Origin of the sequence: Floccifex sp. (assembly GCF_051873555.1) — a bacterium.
In the GTDB taxonomy this organism is placed as follows: domain Bacteria; phylum Bacillota_I; class Bacilli_A; order Erysipelotrichales; family Erysipelotrichaceae; genus Floccifex.
Genome location: NZ_JBJEEY010000023.1, coordinates 1 through 17,857, shown reverse-complemented (window position 1 = coordinate 17,857; position 17,857 = coordinate 1). Strand labels below are relative to the sequence as shown.

General features: G+C 33.3%; 19 protein-coding genes. 18 read left to right on the top strand and 1 reads right to left on the bottom strand.

What is annotated here, in order from left to right:
- Positions 1-184: 184 nt before the first annotated feature.
- The 17 genes from ACI32A_RS01550 (at position 185) to ACI32A_RS01470 (ending at position 16,888) form a co-directional block, all read left to right on the top strand.
- Entirely contained in the window at positions 185-484 is a 300-nt protein-coding gene (locus ACI32A_RS01550; protein WP_439753259.1) for a PTS sugar transporter subunit IIB, read from the top strand.
- Positions 485-574: 90 nt separating this feature from the next.
- On the top strand, positions 575-2,500 hold the full coding sequence (gene parE, locus ACI32A_RS01545; RefSeq protein ID WP_439753258.1) for a DNA topoisomerase IV subunit B: 1,926 nt from the start codon (positions 575-577) through the stop codon (positions 2,498-2,500).
- Complete coding sequence (gene parC, locus ACI32A_RS01540; RefSeq protein ID WP_439753257.1) at positions 2,500-4,989, top strand: DNA topoisomerase IV subunit A; 2,490 nt, start codon at positions 2,500-2,502, stop codon at positions 4,987-4,989. The genes parE and parC overlap by 1 nt, the downstream gene beginning before the upstream one ends.
- A gap of 75 nt (positions 4,990-5,064) precedes the next feature.
- The gene (locus ACI32A_RS01535; protein ID WP_439753256.1) at positions 5,065-5,280 is read left to right on the top strand and encodes a YneF family protein; all 216 of its coding nucleotides are present in this window, start codon (positions 5,065-5,067) and stop codon (positions 5,278-5,280) included.
- 53 nt (positions 5,281-5,333) lie between these two features.
- Positions 5,334-6,050: a biosynthetic peptidoglycan transglycosylase gene (locus tag ACI32A_RS01530; protein WP_439753255.1), complete on the top strand. Its 717-nt coding sequence runs from the start codon at positions 5,334-5,336 to the stop codon at positions 6,048-6,050.
- 20 nt (positions 6,051-6,070) lie between these two features.
- Positions 6,071-6,526, top strand: coding sequence for a hypothetical protein (locus ACI32A_RS01525; protein ID WP_439753254.1), 456 nt, complete (start codon positions 6,071-6,073; stop codon positions 6,524-6,526).
- A gap of 27 nt (positions 6,527-6,553) precedes the next feature.
- Entirely contained in the window at positions 6,554-7,195 is a 642-nt protein-coding gene (locus ACI32A_RS01520) for an HAD family hydrolase (protein WP_439753253.1), read from the top strand.
- Between the two features lie 2 nt (positions 7,196-7,197).
- The gene (locus ACI32A_RS01515; protein ID WP_439753252.1) at positions 7,198-9,744 is read left to right on the top strand and encodes a PEP/pyruvate-binding domain-containing protein; all 2,547 of its coding nucleotides are present in this window, start codon (positions 7,198-7,200) and stop codon (positions 9,742-9,744) included.
- A gap of 170 nt (positions 9,745-9,914) precedes the next feature.
- Positions 9,915-11,297 carry a pyruvate carboxylase subunit B gene (locus ACI32A_RS01510; protein ID WP_439753251.1) on the top strand — a complete coding sequence of 461 codons (1,383 nt, stop codon included), beginning with the start codon at positions 9,915-9,917 and terminating at the stop codon, positions 11,295-11,297.
- A gap of 2 nt (positions 11,298-11,299) precedes the next feature.
- Positions 11,300-11,635, top strand: coding sequence for an OadG family protein (locus tag ACI32A_RS01505; protein ID WP_439753250.1), 336 nt, complete (start codon positions 11,300-11,302; stop codon positions 11,633-11,635).
- Between the two features lie 2 nt (positions 11,636-11,637).
- Complete coding sequence (locus ACI32A_RS01500) at positions 11,638-12,021, top strand: biotin/lipoyl-containing protein (RefSeq protein WP_439753249.1); 384 nt, start codon at positions 11,638-11,640, stop codon at positions 12,019-12,021.
- 9 nt (positions 12,022-12,030) lie between these two features.
- On the top strand, positions 12,031-13,182 hold the full coding sequence (locus tag ACI32A_RS01495) for a sodium ion-translocating decarboxylase subunit beta (RefSeq protein WP_439753248.1): 1,152 nt from the start codon (positions 12,031-12,033) through the stop codon (positions 13,180-13,182).
- 35 nt (positions 13,183-13,217) lie between these two features.
- Positions 13,218-14,189 (top strand): biotin--[acetyl-CoA-carboxylase] ligase, encoded by a 972-nt coding sequence (locus ACI32A_RS01490; RefSeq protein WP_439753247.1) that lies wholly within the window; start codon positions 13,218-13,220, stop codon positions 14,187-14,189.
- A gap of 56 nt (positions 14,190-14,245) precedes the next feature.
- Positions 14,246-14,746: a biotin transporter BioY gene (locus ACI32A_RS01485; protein WP_439753246.1), complete on the top strand. Its 501-nt coding sequence runs from the start codon at positions 14,246-14,248 to the stop codon at positions 14,744-14,746.
- Positions 14,747-14,795: 49 nt separating this feature from the next.
- On the top strand, positions 14,796-15,674 hold the full coding sequence (locus tag ACI32A_RS01480) for a GYF domain-containing protein (protein WP_439753245.1): 879 nt from the start codon (positions 14,796-14,798) through the stop codon (positions 15,672-15,674).
- Positions 15,649-16,035 carry a DUF2752 domain-containing protein gene (locus ACI32A_RS01475; RefSeq protein ID WP_439753244.1) on the top strand — a complete coding sequence of 129 codons (387 nt, stop codon included), beginning with the start codon at positions 15,649-15,651 and terminating at the stop codon, positions 16,033-16,035. The genes ACI32A_RS01480 and ACI32A_RS01475 overlap by 26 nt, the downstream gene beginning before the upstream one ends.
- Positions 16,010-16,888 (top strand): diacylglycerol/lipid kinase family protein, encoded by an 879-nt coding sequence (locus ACI32A_RS01470; protein WP_439753243.1) that lies wholly within the window; start codon positions 16,010-16,012, stop codon positions 16,886-16,888. The genes ACI32A_RS01475 and ACI32A_RS01470 overlap by 26 nt, the downstream gene beginning before the upstream one ends.
- On the opposite strand, the gene ACI32A_RS01465 is transcribed toward ACI32A_RS01470, so the two are convergent.
- Positions 16,871-17,113 (bottom strand): GIY-YIG nuclease family protein, encoded by a 243-nt coding sequence (locus tag ACI32A_RS01465; RefSeq protein ID WP_439753242.1) that lies wholly within the window; start codon positions 17,111-17,113, stop codon positions 16,871-16,873. The two genes, ACI32A_RS01470 and ACI32A_RS01465, sit on opposite strands and share 18 nt — an antisense overlap.
- A 207-nt stretch (positions 17,114-17,320) precedes the next feature.
- Between ACI32A_RS01465 and ACI32A_RS01460 the strand changes: the two genes are divergently transcribed.
- Positions 17,321-17,812 carry a leucine-rich repeat domain-containing protein gene (locus tag ACI32A_RS01460; protein ID WP_439753260.1) on the top strand — a complete coding sequence of 164 codons (492 nt, stop codon included), beginning with the start codon at positions 17,321-17,323 and terminating at the stop codon, positions 17,810-17,812.
- The last annotated feature ends 45 nt before the right edge of the window (positions 17,813-17,857 follow it).

Here is a 17,857-nt window from a genome sequence, read left to right as displayed (position 1 = left end):
CATTTTTTTGTTACCCCCTAAATGTTGTTATTCTTAACTTAATGACATTGCTAAAAAAAAGTCGATTTTTATAATTATAATGAAAAAAAAAACATTTATATAAAAAGTTCGCTTGAAATGTGCTAAACTTAATAGTAGAAATAAAAAAAATATTTTTAAACTATAATAGAAAGAGGTTTAAAACATGAATTACAAAATTTTATTAGTATGTGCTGGTGGTTTTTCAACAGGAATGTTGATTAAAAAATTAGAAGCGTATTGCCAGGAAAATAACGATGAATTAAAAATTACAGCTGCAGGTGTCAGTTCTGTAGAAAAAATTATTAATGACTATGACATCGTTTTGGTTGGACCTCAAATGGCATATCGAACAGAAGAATTAGCTTCATATGGAAAACCTGTAGCAGCCATTGATTCATTTGATTATGCAACTGCTAATTGTAAAAACATTTTAGCATTGGCAAATCAATTATACGGAAGATAGAAAAAGTTTTTTCGTTGAAATTTTGAAAAAATCATTTATTATTAAAAGGGAATTTGAAAAAATTCCTTTTTTATTCGAAAGGAAAAGAGTATGTCAAACAATCAATACAACCAAGACAGCATAGTTATATTAGAAGGACTCGATGCCGTTCGAAAACGTCCCGGAATGTATATTGGATCCACGGATTCAAGAGGATTACATCATCTAGTCTGGGAAATATTAGACAATGCGATTGATGAAGCCTTAAATGGATACGGAAACGAAATCCATATCACAATCAATAAAGACAACAGCGTAACCATTGAAGACCATGGAAGAGGAATGCCAGTAGGAAAACACAAATCCGGTGTCAGTGCTCTGCAAGTAATTTTTACCGTTTTACACGCCGGTGGAAAGTTTTCCAGCCAGGGAGGGTATCAAAGTGCTGGAGGCTTACATGGAGTAGGAGCCAGTGTTGTCAATGCCCTTTGTTCTTGGTGCAAAGTCATTGTCCACGATGGAAAAGACATGTGGTCTATGGAATTTTCAGATGGAGGGAAAAACATTGGGAAATTAATCCATGAAGGAAGTACGAAACGAACAGGAAGTATTGTTTCTTTTAAACCCGATGTGAAAATCTTTAAAAACAATACATTTTCCTATACAAAAATATGTGAAAGAGCCCAGGAAAGTGCTTTTCTGTTAAAGGGATTGAAAATCATTGTAACCGATTTACGAAAAGAAAAACGAGAAGTGATTTATCAATACGAAGACGGATTAAAAGCTTTTGTACAAGAAATCAATAACGAACATACACCTATGCATGAACCTGTTAGCTTTTCAAGTCAAAACAACAACATCATTGTAAAAGGATGTTTCCAGTATACTGATGATTACCAGGAAAACGTTTTTAGTTTTGCGAACATGGTACGTACCCGTGATGGAGGAAGTCACGAAGTGGGTGCTAAACAAGCTTTTACAAAAGTTTTTAATGAATACGCACGTAAATATGGTTTATTAAAAGAAAAAGAAAAAGGATTTGAAGGAAATGATGTTCGTGAAGGTCTTTGTTTAGTCATCAATTTAACAATTCCAGAAGAATTACTGCAATTTGAAGGCCAAACCAAAGAAAAATTAGGAACACCAGAAGCCAAAAGCGCAACTGATAACGTTGTCAGTGAATATTTACGCTATTTCTTAGAAGAAAACAAAGAAATTGCCAATGTATTAGTACGAAAAATTATTAAAGCCGCAAATGCAAGAAGTGCCGCTCGAAAAGCCAGAGAACAAATTCGTCAGGGAAAAGGAAAAAATAAAACCGAACGTGTATTGTCTGGAAAACTTGCCAGTGCTCAAAGTAAGGATTCTCGAAAAAAAGAATTGTTTTTAGTCGAAGGGGATTCAGCGGGTGGCTCTGCCAAACAAGGACGAGACTCCAAATACCAGGCGATTTTACCTTTACGTGGAAAAGTATTGAATACGGAAAAAGCTTCTATGGAATCCATTGAAAAAAATGAAGAACTAAATACCATTATTCATGCTCTGTCTGCAGGAGTGGGCTCAAACTTTGTAGCAGAAGACTCCAATTATTATAAAGTCATTATCATGACCGATGCCGATGACGATGGAGCTCATATTCAAAACTTATTATTGACTTTCTTTTATCGTCATATGCGTCCTTTAATTGAACATGAAATGCTTTATATTGCGATGCCACCTTTATATCGCATCGCAAAAGGCAAAGAAGAATATTATTTATATACCGATGAAGAATTAGAAGACAAGAAACAAGAATTAAAAAATGGATATACCATTACACGCTATAAAGGACTCGGTGAAATGAATGCATCGCAGTTATGGGAAACAACAATGAATCCTGAAACTCGTACGTTATTATGTGTGACACTGGAAAATGCTATGATGGCTGAAAAACGAGTCAGTGAATTAATGGGCGATAAAGCCGAGTGTAGACGAAACTGGATTGAAGACAATGTCGTCTTTACATTGGAAGATAGTTATAAGGAGGTTGGTTCTTAGTGGCAAAGAAAAAAGAAGAAAATACACCTCATATTCTAAAAAACTCTTTAGAAGATATACTAGCCGATCGCTTTTCCAGATATTCAAAATATATCATTCAAAACCGTGCTTTACCCGATGCCAGAGACGGATTAAAGCCCGTTCAGCGTCGTATACTCTATGCGATGTATGAAGCCGGAAATACATACAACAAACCATATCACAAATCCGCAAAAACGGTTGGAAACGTTATTGGTAATTATCATCCGCATGGAGATACATCTGTTTATGATGCCATGGTTCGTATGTCACAAAACTGGAAAATGGCTAATCCTTTAGTGGATATGCAAGGAAACAATGGATCCATTGATGATGATCCAGCGGCTGCTATGCGATATACAGAAGCTCGTTTATCAAAAATTGCGAATTATTTATTAATGGACATTGAAAAAGATACTGTCGAATGGGCACCCAACTTTTCCGATGAAAAAATGGAACCCACAGTTCTACCCGCTCGTTTTCCAAATTTATTGGTTAATGGAATTACAGGAATTGCCGCTGGATATGCAACCAATATTCCACCTCATAACTTAAACGAAGTCATTCAAGCTTGTATTTATCGCATTCAAAATCCAGATTGTACACTTCAGGAATTGATGAACTTTGTCAAGGGACCCGATTTTCCAACGGGTGGCATTGTCATGGGAAAACAAGGCATTATCCAGGCTTTACAAACAGGTAGAGGAAAAGTCATTATTCGAAGTAAAGTGAAGATGGAAGAAACAAAGACCATTAAAAAAATAGTGGTCTATGAAATTCCTTATGAAGTTATTAAAACCAATGTTGTGAAAAAAATAGACGACATTCGTTTAAATAAAAAAATCGATGGAATTTTAGATGTACGCGATGAAAGCGATCGAAATGGACTTCGCATTGTCATTGACATTAAAAAAGAAGCCAGAGACGATCAAATACTAAATTACTTATATAAAAATACCGACTTACAAGTGTCTTATAATTACAATATGATCGCCATTGACAATAAAGCACCCGTTCAAATGGGCTTAGAACAAGCCATTGACTCCTTTATTCAACATCGACAAGACGTTATTTTAAGACGCTCGCAACACGATTTAGATGCCAAATTAAGTCGCTACCATATATTAGAAGGCCTGATTAAAGCCGTTTCTGTAATGGATGAAATCGTTAAAATCATTCGTTCTTCGAAAGATAAAAACGATGCCAAGAAAAATTTAATAGCACGTTTTGTATTCAGTGAAGCCCAGGCCGAAGCCATTGTCACAATGCGCCTGTATCGCTTAACCAATACCGATGTTGTTTTACTCGAAAAAGAAAGTAAACAACTACAAAAAGAAATTAAAACACTCAAACAAATTTTAAATTCAAAAGAAAAACTAGCTTCTGTGATTATTAAAGAACTCCAGGAAGTCAATACTGAATTTGTCACACCACGTTTGAGTGAAATTCAGGAAGACATTGAAGAAATTGTAATCGATGAAAAAGCTATGATTGCCGATGAACAAGTCATGTTGCCAATCACTTATGACGGATATGTAAAAAAAGTATCTATGCGTTCGTATAAATCCAGCAACGAATTATTATGTAATCACAAAGACCAGGATCATTTAATTGCTTCAGGACCAGCTAGTACGCTTCAAACTTTGTTATTCTTTACCAATAAAGGAAATTATGGCTATTTACCTGTTTATCAAATTGAAGAAGCCAAATGGAAAGACTTGGGAAGTCATTTATCATCGTATGTGAAAATGGAAAACCAGGAAAAAGTCATTGCAGCGTATTTATTACATGAATTTGATTGCCAGGCACAAGTGATTTGCATCAGTCGCTATGGAATGATTAAAAGAACGTCTTTAAAAGAATTAGAATCAACACGTCACAACAAAACTATTTCATTAATGAAAGTTGGGTCTATGGATGAAATGATTGCGGCACGTATTTCATTAAATTTGAATGATAGTGTTTGTTTATTAACACAAAATGGATTTGCACTTCAGTATGAAGTCAATCAAATTCCTCTTCAAATGACAAAATCCAAAGGCGTAAAAGCTATGAATCTGCAACAAGATGATTGTGTTGTGGATTGTCAAGTTGGAAATTTTAATCAATCGCATTTTTTATTTGTAACGAGTCAATGTCAAATGAAACGAATGAAATCAAAAGACATTGCGACTTTAAAACGACCTGCAAAAGGAAATCGAATCTGTAAAGCCGTGAAATCCAATCCGAGTCTATTGCGATCCTTCTTTAGTGTTGACTTAAAAGATGAACTGGTTTTAGTGGAAGAAGAAAATCATATCTTTATGGCAAAAGACATTCCTTTAATGAATGAACAAGCTACTTTTTCCAATCCATTTGGAAAAATTGACCAATTTGAATGGATTCAGCCATTAAAAACAATTGAAAAAGGACAATGGAAAGAAATGGATACAGAAGAAGTACAATTGTCATTATTTGACATGGAATCATAGTTTCTAATCATAGTTTCTAGTTGTAAATTGAAATAAAAAATAGTAGAATAGCTATTAGATAGTGAGGTTGATTATATGGAATTAATATCATCAATAATGTACACATTAGTGGGTGCAATTATTGGAGGCATTTTAGGGTTTTATTTCACAAAGAAAAAATTTGAAAAACAAATTAAAGAAAACCCACCTATTAACGAAAAAATGATTCGTGCGATGTTTTTACAAATGGGACGTAAACCAAGTGAAGCGCAAATTCGCCAAATCATGAAGAGTGTCAATCAAAACAAATAATGTGCTAAAAGAGTTCAGTGGAACTCTTTTTTGATTTTGTGTATACTGAATTTATGAAAACCATTAAAAAAATTTGCATCACATTGATTTTAATTTTAAGCATTGGTATAAGCAGCTATTTGTTTATATGTCATCGCTTATATGAACAATATAAACAAAACAAAGAAGTGAGTACACTCATGCAGGAAGTTATGAATCAAAAAGACTTTATTTCTTTTGATCAATTCCCGGAATATTTTGTACAAGCTACAATATCGATTGAAGATCGTCGCTTTTATTTACATGGCGGCGTGGATTTGATTGGTGTTGCTCGTGCTTTTGTATCACAATTTGATGAAGACTATATTAAAAGTGGAGGTTCCACAATAACGCAGCAAACCGCTAAAAACTTATATGGAATCTATGAATCGAATATTTGGATAAAGGGAAGTCAAATGTGGATGGCATGGGAATTGGAACAAAATTTTAGTAAGGAACAAATATTTGCGGTTTATGTTAATATTATTAATTATGGAGATAATAATGAAGGAATTCAGGAAGCGTGTCAAAATTATTTTGGGATTGATGTATCCCAAATGAGTATAGAACAAGCAACAATTCTGGCTGGTATTCCCAATTTGCCAAGTTATTATCAGTTATCCAATCACTATGACAATGCCAAACAAAGACAATATAATGTATTGGTTTGTATGGCTCAAAGTGGCTATATTTCTTATGAAGACATTGAAGTGATTTTCAATGGCTCCGTTTATGAAAATAGATTATACTAATAGTAAAGGAGGACAAAAGTATGTCAGAAAATGAAGAAAAGATTTCAAAAGAAGAACCCGAAGTCGAAATGTCTGTCTATGTAGAAGTTCCTGTAGATGAAAATGAACAAGATTTATTTGAGGATGAAGACATTTTTGAAGATTCCAAAAATCGAATTGAAGAAATTTATCAAGAAGCCAAAGATAAAATTTCACAAATAGCGGATACACAAATGATTCAGGATATATTAAATAAAGCCAAAGAGGAATCGTTACAGGTTTTATCCAATGTGAAAGAAAAAGTGTCTTCCAGTGAAACGATCAATGATTTCAAAAATAATGAAAAAGTGCAATCTTTTATTGAAAAATCCACTAAGAAAGTGGATGATATCCGTTCCAGTCAAGCTTTAAAAGAAACCATTGATAAAGCCGAAGATTTATCGGATAAACTTCATGAAGTTGTCTTTAAAAATCTTCGAAAAATCATTAAAGAATAAGCGACAATTGTCGCTTTTCTTGTCGTTGTGATTCGTCACATCGTATTTGACTGGAATGGAACTCTAATGGATGATGTTCAATTTTCATTGGACATTGAAAATCAATTATTCAAAGAAAGAGGCTTGAGAATCATTGAAATGGATGAATACAAAAAATTGTTTTGTCATCCAGTAAAAGATTATTATAAAAAAATTGGCTTTGATTTCACTCAATATTCATTTGAAGAATTAAGTGAAGAATTTATAGATATCTATAATAAAACCTATACCATTTGTCCTTTGACACCTTACACAAAAGAAATACTAAAAGAATTAAAAGAAAAAAATATTTCTTGTTCGATTTTAAGTGCATCGCATCAAAAATATTTAGAAGAACAAGTTCAATTTTATGAAATTGACTCTTATTTTATGGATATAGTGGGATGTGATACCATTCATGCTACAGGAAAAGTAGCACAAGGCATACAATGGATGAAAGAACACCAGTTTAAAGAAGAAGAATGCCTGTTTGTAGGAGATACGCTTCATGATTATGAAAGTGCAAAGGCGATGCATATGCCTTGTGTATTAGTATGTACTGGACACCAGGACAAAGAATTATTGAAACAAACAGGTTGTAAAGTCATTGAGGATTTAAGTGAATTGATGAAAATTCTAGAGGAGGATTGAAATTGGAAAGAGAAAAAATTTTATCGGGTTTAGCAGGTCTGGATAAAAAATTAGATTGTGTTCGATGTGGAGACAATATTGTTTTTCGTGTACTGGATTTAGAATATTTTCGTTTTTTTGCGCGGCAATTTGTATTTCAATCTCTTCATGATCAAAGAGATATTCATTATATTCGATTTGGGGAACATAAACCCATGATCGAAAAAATAAAAAATGTTTTTTTACATCAATTGGATCCCAATGAAGGATTTGAATCTTTTTCTATTCATTTATATCGCATTGCCTTAAAAGCCAATGAAAAATCATTGTTTGTGTTTGATAATATATCAATATTAAGTGATTACTGGAATACCGATTTAATGTTGGGAAACTTTATCAATGTGATGTGTCCTATATTTACGCAAAGAAACCACATTACATTGATTCCAGTTCGAAGAGGGGCTCATTCTTATGACTGCATCAATCAAATACGAGAAAGCGTACAAATCTTTCTGGATGTTTTCTATGATGTCGATCATTATTATTTAACGCCATTAAAAGTTGAAAACCGCTACAATTCTGAAATGTTTTTAACGCATCGAATTGATGAAGACAAAAGCTTTCATCCAATGACGTATTCGACTTCTCTGGCTAAATATTATGCAGCTGTTGAACAATCGGGTCCAGGTGAACAATTACAAGATTCATGGGATCGTTTCTTTTCTACGATGCAGTTGAATTATTCGAAAAAGGAATTAACGCCACCGGATAAAAAGAAAATGTGTTCGATGTTGATGACCGATGACGAAAGAATGCAGGCTTTAATTGTTAAAAACTTTAAATACCGTGATTTTATTCAAGTCCATAGTCGTATGATTGGGACAGGTAAAATTGGGGGAAAAGCAGTGGGAATGTTAACGGCGACTAAAATTATCATTCGAAATTGTGAAGACATTGCCCCTCATTTAGAGCCACATGACTCTTATTTTGTGGGTTCCGATATTTTCTATACTTATATTATTCATAATCAGTTTTGGGATTTATGGCTGCAGCACAAAGCCAATCCTGAAAATATGGAACTCGCTAAAAAAATTCAGGATCGCTTACTGGAGGGAAAATTTCCAGTAATGATTGCTCAGCAATTTAAGCGCATGATTGATTACTATGGTACGTGTCCCATTATTGTCAGAAGTTCCAGTTTTTTAGAAGATGGTTTTGGGAATGCCTTTGCGGGGAAATATGAATCGGTTTTCTGTGTAAGTGGAAAGACTTTGGAAGATCGTTTAAAAACATTTGAAAAAGCAGTACGAATTGTTTATGCTTCGACAATGTCACAAGGGGCTTTGGAATATCGTAGACGAAGAAATTTACTGGATAGTGATGAACAAATGGCTTTGTTGATTCAAAGAGTATCAGGTTCTCGATTGGGAAATTATTATTTTCCAATGGCAGCTGGGGTTGGTTACTCCTATAACAGCTATCCTTGGAGCGATGAATTAGATCCCAATGCCGGTATGCTTCGCTTAGTGGCAGGATTGGGAACACGGGCCGTGGATCGTACACCAGGGGATTATCCTCGTTTAGTGAATTTGGATAAGCCTTTAATGTCTATGTATTCCAGCAGTGCCGATCGTCATAAGTATTCGCAAAGAAAGATGGATGTTATTTCTTTTGAAAACAATGATGTATCGCATGAAAGAATGGAAACCATTCTTCCGTATGTGCTTCCTTGGCAAAAACAATTGTTGTTTAGTCATGACACCGATGCGGAATGGCATTTTCGTGATCGGGGTCAGTATCGAGAAGTCTTATTTTTAGATTGTCAGCAATTGATTAAAAATCAGGAAATTATGTCAACAATGCAGACAATTTTAAAGACACTTCAAAAAGAATATCAAACACCAGTGGATATTGAATATACAATTAATGTATCGCAGGACAATGAATATTTTATTAATTTGTTACAGTGTCGGCCTTTACAAGCCAATCACAGTACAAAAATTAATTTACCAACCTTGAAAAATGAAAATATTTTCTTTGAGATTGAGAAAAATTTAATGGGAACGAGTCGAAATGAATATATCGATGTGATTGTATATGTAGATCCATATGCGTACTATACACTCGAATATGTCAATAAACCCAAAGTGGCTCGTGCCATTGGAAAAATCAATCAGGTATTTAAAGATAAAGGCTATCATCTTCTTTTAATTACACCAGGAAGAATTGGGACTTCTTCTCCTGAATTAGGGGTTCCTGTTTCGTTTGCGGAAATCAGTGAATTCAATGCGATTATGGAAGTGGCATATAGTAAAGTAGGATATATGCCAGAACTTTCTTTTGGCTCGCATATGTTTCAGGATTTAGTAGAGGCACAAATTCTTTATATTGCATGTATGGAAAATAGTCAGACTAAAATTTATAATGTTGATTTTCTAAAACAATTTGAAGATATTTCGTCTTCTTTATTAAATGAAGAAATGGCAAATATCATTTCTGTATATAAACCCAGTCAATTATTATTGGTTTATGATGATTTAAAACGTAAAATTATTTGTGGTAAAGAATAGAGTAATTCACTCTATTTTTTTGTAAGCGTTTAACTTTTTGTTTCAAAATATCATTTTTGTTTTTTATGAAAAAAAGCCAAAAAAGTACTTAAAAAATAAGAAAAAATGTGATAGTGTTTATGGCATAGCGGATAGTTATTTAAAGTGAATAAATAGAAAGAGTGGAAATTATGAAACAAGTAAAGATTACGGAAACTGTTTTACGAGATGCACAACAATCTTTGATTGCAACACGTATGCCACGTTCTGATTTTGAAGATATTTTGGAAACGATGGATCAAACAGGATATTATTCATTAGAATGCTGGGGAGGAGCCACATTTGATTCTTGTCTTCGTTATTTAGACGAAGACCCATGGGAACGTTTACGCTTTATTCGTTCAAAAGTTAAAAACACAAAACTGCAAATGTTATTGCGTGGACAAAACATCTTGGGATATCACCATTACTCAGATGCTACTGTACGTGCTTTTGTTCGTGATTCTATTAAAAATGGAATTGATATTATTCGTATTTTTGATGCATTAAATGACTATACAAATATTCGTGTAGCCGTGGATGAATGTATCAAAGCTGGTGGACATGCACAAGGAACCATTTGTTATACAACAAGTCCGATTCATACATTAGATATGTTTGTGGATTTAGGAAAACAATTGGAAGAAATGGGATGTCATTCAATTTGTGTAAAAGACATGGCAGGTATTATGACACCACAAGTGGCTTATGATTTAATTAAAGCTTTAAAAGCCAATGTATCCATTCCAGTTGTTTTACATACACATTCTACAACTGGTTTAGGACAAATGACATATTTAAAAGCTGTTGAAGCTGGAGTTGATGTCATTGATACAGCGATTTCCTGCTTAAGTGGAGGAACGTCTCAACCTGCAACAGAATCGACTGTATATGCTTTAAATGAAATGGGATATGATACAGGTGTTAAGTTTGAAAACTTAAAGAAAATCAATGATCATTTTGTTCCAGTGAAACAACGTTTCTTAGATGAAGGAATGTTAAATCCAAAAGTTATGGGAACCAATATTGATGCTTTAAATTATCAGATTCCAGGTGGAATGTTATCTAACTTAATTGCGCAATTAACAGCACAAAACGCATTGGATCGATTAGATGAAGTATTGGAAGAAACGCCAAATGTTCGTAAAGACTTAGGATATCCACCTCTAGTAACGCCTATGTCACAAATGGTGGGTGTACAAGCGGTTATGAATGTTTTATATGGTGGACGTTATAACTATATTTCAAAAGAAGTCAAAGCGTATTTACGTGGAGAATATGGAAAAGCGCCTGGTGAAATTAATAAAGAATTACAGGAAAAGGCGTTGAATGGGGAACAACCTATTCAAGGTCGATATGCAGATACGATTCGAAATGAAATGTCACAAGCTGTTTCTAAATTAGGAGCTTATGCTCGTGATGAAGAAACCGTATTAAGTTATGTTTTATTCCCTCAAATTGCAGAAAAATTCTTCATGAAACGTGAAGAAAAGAAAGCTTTAGTTGCGAAGTATACAATTAGAGAGGTTGAATAACTATGATTGAGTCTTTAACTATTGGTCAAGGGTTACAAATCGCTTTGTATGGATTTACAACTGTTTTTATCATGTTGGCGATTTTGATGTTAATCATTATTGTTATGAATAAAGTCGTTGTGGCTATGACATCAAAACAAGAAAAAGTAGAAGAAAAAGTGGTAGAAGAAGTTGTTGAAGTTAAGAAACCTGCAAATATTGAGTATGCAGGAGAAATTCAATTAATTGATGTGGATGAAAAAACAGCGGCTTGTATTATGGCCATTATCAGTGATGAAACCAAAATTCCACTTGAAAACTTGATTTTTAAGAAGATTCGATTATTGGAGGATAACTAATCATGAAATATATAATTACTTTAAATGGAAAACAATACGAAGTTGAAGTTGAACAAGGACAAGCCACAGCAAATTATGTTGGAGAAGTTAAAGAACAACCTGTGGTACAACAAGCAGCGCCTGTCGTACAACAAGCGCCTGCTGCACAGGCTGCTCCTGTTGCACAAGGTGCTGGAGATCCTGTAAAAGCACCAATGCCTGGTACAATTTTACAAGTCAATGTGCAAAATGGACAAAAAGTAAAAGCCGGAGATATTTTATTTGTTTTAGAAGCCATGAAGATGGAGAACGAAATCGTAGCACCAAAGGATGGAACAATCACTTCTGTTGTTGTATCAAAAGGCGCTTCTGTGCAAACAGATGCGATTTTAGCTACAATTCAATAGAGGTGGCCTATGGAAATTTCATTTTTTGGAATTCTATCAAAAATTCTTGGTTCTTCTGGATTTGCCGGTTTTTTTCAAGATCCAAGACAATTAATTATGATTCTTATTGCTTGTGTTTTGTTATACATGGGAATTAAAAAGAAATACGAACCATTATTGTTAGTACCCATTGCTATTGGAATCTTATTCTGTAACTTTCCATCGACTGGTATTTTAAATCCACCAACGGATGGATCCAGTCCAGGATTTATGTGGGTAGTTTATCAAGGTGTTCAACACGCTATTTATCCTTCCATTATTTTTATGGGAATTGGAGCCATGACAGATTTTGGACCATTGATTTCTCGTCCTTCTTCTTTATTATTAGGAGCTGCTGCCCAATTTGGTATTTTTACTGCCTTTTTATTGGCTTTGGCTTTAGGATTTGATCCAAAAGTAGCAGCAGCAATTGGTGTTATTGGAGGAGCTGATGGACCAACAGCTATTTTGGTGGCATCTCGATTAGCGGAAGACTATTTACCAGCGATTGCTATTGCAGCGTATAGTTATATGGCATTGATCCCTATGATTCAACCGCCTCTAATGCGTTTATTGACAACAGAAAAAGAACGTAAAATTGAAATGAAACAAATGCGTACAGTTTCAAAAACAGAAAAAATTATTTTCCCAATTGCGGTTATGATTTTTGTTGTCTTATTAATTCCAGATACAGCTCCATTAATTGGAATGCTGATGCTTGGAAACTTATTTAGAGAATGTGGTGTTACCGATCGTTTAAGTGATACAGCACAAAATGCCTTAACAAATATTGTAACTATTGCTTTAGGTCTTTCTGTAGGATGTAAAGCCAGTGCAGCAACTTTCTTATCATTAGAAACTATTATGATTATTTGTTTAGGATTATTGGCTTTCATGTTAAGTACAGCAGGTGGATTGATTTTTGGAAAAATCATGTGTAAATTAAGTGGAGGAAAAATTAATCCATTAATTGGTTCGGCTGGTGTATCGGCTGTTCCTATGGCTGCTCGTGTATCACAAGTGGAAGGACAAAAAGCCAATCCTAAAAACTTCTTATTGATGCATGCGATGGGACCTAATGTGGCAGGTGTTATTGGTTCAGCTGTTGCGGCTGGATTTATGTTAAAATTATTTGGAATGTAAAACTCGGATTTTCCGAGTTTTTTTAAAGGAGTTATATGAGCACAAAACAAAAAATTTTAGTTTTATTAGAAAATAATCGAGGGATTTTTTTTTCAGGGGAACAAATTGCCAAAGAATTAAATGTTTCTAGAAATGCGATTTGGAAAGCTATCAAGTCTTTACAAAAAGAAGGCTATCAAATTCAGGCAATTTCCAATAAAGGCTATGCTTTATCTATTGAAACGGATATTGTATCTAAAGAAGGCATTGAAAAATATATTCAAGTTCCTTGTGATATTCATTACCAAAAAGAAGTTACTTCAACAAATACTTTAGTGGTTCAAAAAGCCATTGAAAATGAAAGAGAAGGCTATGTATTAGTGAGTTCTTCTCAGACCAATGGAAAAGGAAGAACCGGGCATTCGTTTTATTCTCCAAGTCAAAGTGGTGTATATTTATCGGTTTTGCTTCGTCCCATTGATAAAACACCCATGGAAGCAACCAATATTACGTCTATGGCGGCTGTAGCGGCTTGTAAAGCCATTGAAGATATTCAAGATGTGCATCCAAAAATTAAATGGATCAATGATATTTTTGTGAATGATAAAAAAGTATGTGGTATTTTAACGGAAGCTTCTATCAGCATGGAAAGTAAGTGCATGGAATATGTTGTTATGGGAATTGGATTTAATGTATATGTGCCTGAAAATGATTTTCCCAAGGATCTACAAGACATAGCAGGATCTATTTTTAAAAATGCAATTGAAGATGGAAAAAATAAATTGGTGGGTTATTTCTTAAATTATTTTTTATCGTATTATCATAATTGGAATAAAGAAGAATATTATCAGTTGTATAAAGATCATAGTATGGTTTTAAATAAGAATGTATGGATTCAGGAAAATAATTGTTTAAAAGAAGTATTTGCCAAAGATATTGATGATAATTTTGAATTGGTTGTAATCGATCATGGAAAAGAAAGAAGAGTTTCTTCTGGAGAAGTACATATTAAAGTCAACCATAAATAAATAAAAGGTTGACAATAGAATTATTTTTCTATATATTTGTTTTCGAGGTGAAAAAAATGAAAACAAAAGATCTTGTATATATAGCACTGATGGCCGTTTGTATTGGACTGATTGCGCCTTTATCCATTCCCGTTGGAGAAATTCCAATTTCACTGGCATCCTTTATGGTAATGGTAGCTGGCATCTGGTTAGGATGGAAAAAAGGATGTTTAGCTGTGGCTTTATATATTTTATTAGGCTGTATTGGTCTTCCATTTTTTGCGGGTTATAAATCTGGTTTTGCGGTTTTATTTGGAACAACTGGAGGTTATATCATTGGATATATCGCATTGGCTTTCTTTTCGGGTTTAAAAGTAAATAAAAGCTGGATGCGTATTGTGAATATGATTATTGGTACTTTTGTTCTATATGCCATTGGAACCATCTGGTTTATGATTCTAACAAAAATGAATTTAATGACGAGTTTATTATATTGTGTGATTCCGTTTTTATTAGGAGATGCTCTAAAAATTGTTTTGGCTTATTTATTAACTTTCAAATTAAAGAATATTCGATAATGGATATTCTTTTTTTCGTGTTATAATAAGTGCATTGGAGGTATAAAACATGATTTGTAAAAACTGTGGGGAACAAATACCTGAAAGCGCAAAGTTTTGTCCGAATTGTGGATCAAAAATTGAAATAGAACAAGTAAATGAAGATGGCTGGTATTTTGTTGAAAATGGAAAATCAAATGGTGCTTATACAAAAGATGAAATGATTTCTTTTTATCAACAGGGTCGCATTCAAAAAAATACATATGTATGGAAGTCGGGTCTACAAGACTGGATTTCTTTTGAGGATAGTAAACTTGTTGATTTTAAAGAAGAGGAAGAACCAGTTAAGGAATTTTCTTCAGATAAACAGTGGTATTATATCAATGTAAATAATGAACAAGTGGGTCCATTGGATGAAAAAGAAATCATTTCTTTAATTGAAAAGAAAACCATTTCAGCTAATAGCTATGTATGGACTTCTGGTATGGCGGATTGGGAATTTGTGAAGAATTCACCATTGAGCATTTATTTAAAACAAGAAAAACAAGCTCAACAAACAGAAACGATTTATACACAGGAAACAATAAACAATCCAGTTTTTATACAAAAAAGAAGTGTAGGATTGTATTTATTATTGACAATTGTTACTTGTGGTATTTTTGGTTTGTACTGGATGTATTGTATTGCCAGAGATACCGATACACTTTGTCAAAACCAGACGACTTCGCCTGGAATGGTTGTTCTTTTGAGTTTTATTACTTGTGGGGTTTATGGATGGTATTTTTATTATAGAACTTGTAAAAGGTTACATGCACTTCAATTTTCAAATGGATATGTTGTTCCCGATGATTCTGTAATTGTTTTGATTTTAGCTTTATTAAGCTTTTCGATTGTTTCACTTTGTATTATCCAAAGTACGATCAATGACATCCAGACATTCGCAAATTAAATTAACAGGAGCCATTCTTGTAGTGCTCCTGTTATTCTATTCTTGTCCATTTCAAAAAATTACAGGCTTTCCTTGTCCTGGATGTAACATGAAAACAAGTTTGTATTATTTGCTGAAAGGAAATCTTTCAGCTTCTTTGTATTACCATGCCATGGCCATTCCTACAATTATTTATATAATTCTTTGTATTCTTTTTAGAAACCATAAAAAGATTATTCATATTCTGTTATGGATCTGGTGCATCCTAATGATATTTTATTATATATATCGAATGCTTTATATTTTTCCAAATGATCCCATGATCTATGATGGTTCAAGTTTATTAGGAGTTCTATATGAAAAAATTATTCTTTATCATTAATCCCAATTCAGGAAAAAAACGATCGAAAAATGATTTATTAGATGCTTTGGTTTTATTTAGTGCTAATTATCAAGTCGAAGTATATTGCACAACTAAATCTATGGATTGTTATGAAATGATATTAAAAAAAGGAAATGAATTTGATGTGATAGTGATTTCAGGTGGAGATGGAACTTTAAATGAAGCCATTAATGCTTTGATTCAAATGAATAAACAAATTGAACTAGGTTATATTCCAACTGGAACGATGAATGATTTTTCAAAAAACTTTCAATTAACGCCATCCTTTCAGGAAACTGCTTTAAAAATCATTCACGGACGAAAAGATGTATTTGATATTGGAAGATGCAATGAACGCTATTTTGCGTATGTAGCGGCTTTTGGCGCCTTTACAAATGTAAGCTATGAAACCGAAAGAAATCTAAAACAAAATTTAGGGGATATAGCGTATGTAATCAAAGCTATGGAAGAACTTCCTAATCTTCATCCCATTTCTATAAAAATGAAATACGATGGACAAATATATGAAAAACAAGTTTTAATGGGATTAATTGTCAATGGCTATCGAGTTTCGGGAATGGATGTCATAAAAAGGGAAGAAAATTTAATGAAAGATGGATATTTTGATTTAATATTTGTAGAATGGACCGATAATGCACTGGAATGGATTCATTATCCCATTGGATTATTAAATCCAGGACTGACTGATAAATTTGTCAAACGAATGAAAGCCAGTCACATTGAAATTGAATTCGATGAAACAGTCAGCTGGACTTTAGATGGAGAAAAAGGACAAGAAGGGAAGTCCTTTGTGATTGATAATATTCACAACGCTTTATCGATTTTTTATTAAAGCAAGCTTTTGTTCACGTCTTAATTGTTTAATTTGATATTCACGCTTTAAAGCTTCACTCTTAGTTTCAAAACATTCATAATAAACCAAAGAAACAGGACGACGAGATTTTGTATATTTAGCCCCTTTACCTTGATTATGAACATCTAATCGATGATTCAAATCATTGGTATAGCCAGTATATAAACTTTGATCGCTGCAACACAATATATAAACATAATACATGTAATTATTATATCAAAATTGACACAGAAACAGAAAAGTGAAATAATGTAAATGAACATTATTTTAAAAAAGGAGACGAATATGAAGAAGAAATTATTAAGCATACTATGTGCCATATGCACAATATGCATGTTGGTACCCATGACAATATAGGCGGATACATATGGAGAATTTGAATATAGTGTATCAGAAACCAATGAAGTAACGATAACCAAATATAATGGTGATGGCGGTGATATTGTCATTCCTTCAGAAATCAATGGAAATTCAGTTACAACTATTGGAACAAGTGCTTTTTCGGGTTGTAGCAGTTTATCTAATGTAACAATCGAAAATGGAATTAAATCCATTGGACTTTGTGCTTTTCTAAATTGTGAACAACTTACAAATATAATAATTCCAGCAAGTGTTACTTTAATTGATGATACTGCTTTTAATGGATGTACAAGCCTTAAAAACATTGAAGTTGAAGATTTTAATGAAGTGTATTCATCTGTGAATGGTATATTGTTTAATAAGAATCAAACAGAATTGATTCGGTATCCTCAAGGAATTACTGAAACATCCTACAGTATCCCAGTGTCTGTTACATCTATTGGAGGTTATGCTTTTCATAATTGTAATAACCTTACAAATATAACAATTCCAAATGGTGTTACATCTATTGGATATTTCGCTTTTTGTAATTGGGACCTCTAAAATTAGATGAGGTTTAGAAAAAAGCCAATTTAAAACCTTTGAGGT

Excerpts from the sequence above, each read along its gene's own strand:
- ACI32A_RS01550 (WP_439753259.1), top strand. The coding sequence starts at position 185 with ATGAATTACAAAATTTTATTAGTATGTGCTGGTGGTTTTTCAACAGGA.
- parE (WP_439753258.1), top strand. The coding sequence starts at position 575 with ATGTCAAACAATCAATACAACCAAGACAGCATAGTTATATTAGAAGGA.
- ACI32A_RS01535 (WP_439753256.1), top strand. The coding sequence starts at position 5,065 with ATGGAATTAATATCATCAATAATGTACACATTAGTGGGTGCAATTATT.
- ACI32A_RS01530 (WP_439753255.1), top strand. The coding sequence starts at position 5,334 with ATGAAAACCATTAAAAAAATTTGCATCACATTGATTTTAATTTTAAGC.
- ACI32A_RS01525 (WP_439753254.1), top strand. The coding sequence starts at position 6,071 with ATGTCAGAAAATGAAGAAAAGATTTCAAAAGAAGAACCCGAAGTCGAA.
- ACI32A_RS01510 (WP_439753251.1), top strand. The coding sequence starts at position 9,915 with ATGAAACAAGTAAAGATTACGGAAACTGTTTTACGAGATGCACAACAA.
- ACI32A_RS01505 (WP_439753250.1), top strand. The coding sequence starts at position 11,300 with ATGATTGAGTCTTTAACTATTGGTCAAGGGTTACAAATCGCTTTGTAT.
- ACI32A_RS01500 (WP_439753249.1), top strand. The coding sequence starts at position 11,638 with ATGAAATATATAATTACTTTAAATGGAAAACAATACGAAGTTGAAGTT.
- ACI32A_RS01495 (WP_439753248.1), top strand. The coding sequence starts at position 12,031 with ATGGAAATTTCATTTTTTGGAATTCTATCAAAAATTCTTGGTTCTTCT.
- ACI32A_RS01490 (WP_439753247.1), top strand. The coding sequence starts at position 13,218 with ATGAGCACAAAACAAAAAATTTTAGTTTTATTAGAAAATAATCGAGGG.
- ACI32A_RS01485 (WP_439753246.1), top strand. The coding sequence starts at position 14,246 with ATGAAAACAAAAGATCTTGTATATATAGCACTGATGGCCGTTTGTATT.
- ACI32A_RS01480 (WP_439753245.1), top strand. The coding sequence starts at position 14,796 with ATGATTTGTAAAAACTGTGGGGAACAAATACCTGAAAGCGCAAAGTTT.
- ACI32A_RS01475 (WP_439753244.1), top strand. The coding sequence starts at position 15,649 with ATGACATCCAGACATTCGCAAATTAAATTAACAGGAGCCATTCTTGTA.
- ACI32A_RS01470 (WP_439753243.1), top strand. The coding sequence starts at position 16,010 with ATGAAAAAATTATTCTTTATCATTAATCCCAATTCAGGAAAAAAACGA.
- ACI32A_RS01465 (WP_439753242.1), bottom strand. The coding sequence starts at position 17,113 with ATGTATTATGTTTATATATTGTGTTGCAGCGATCAAAGTTTATATACT.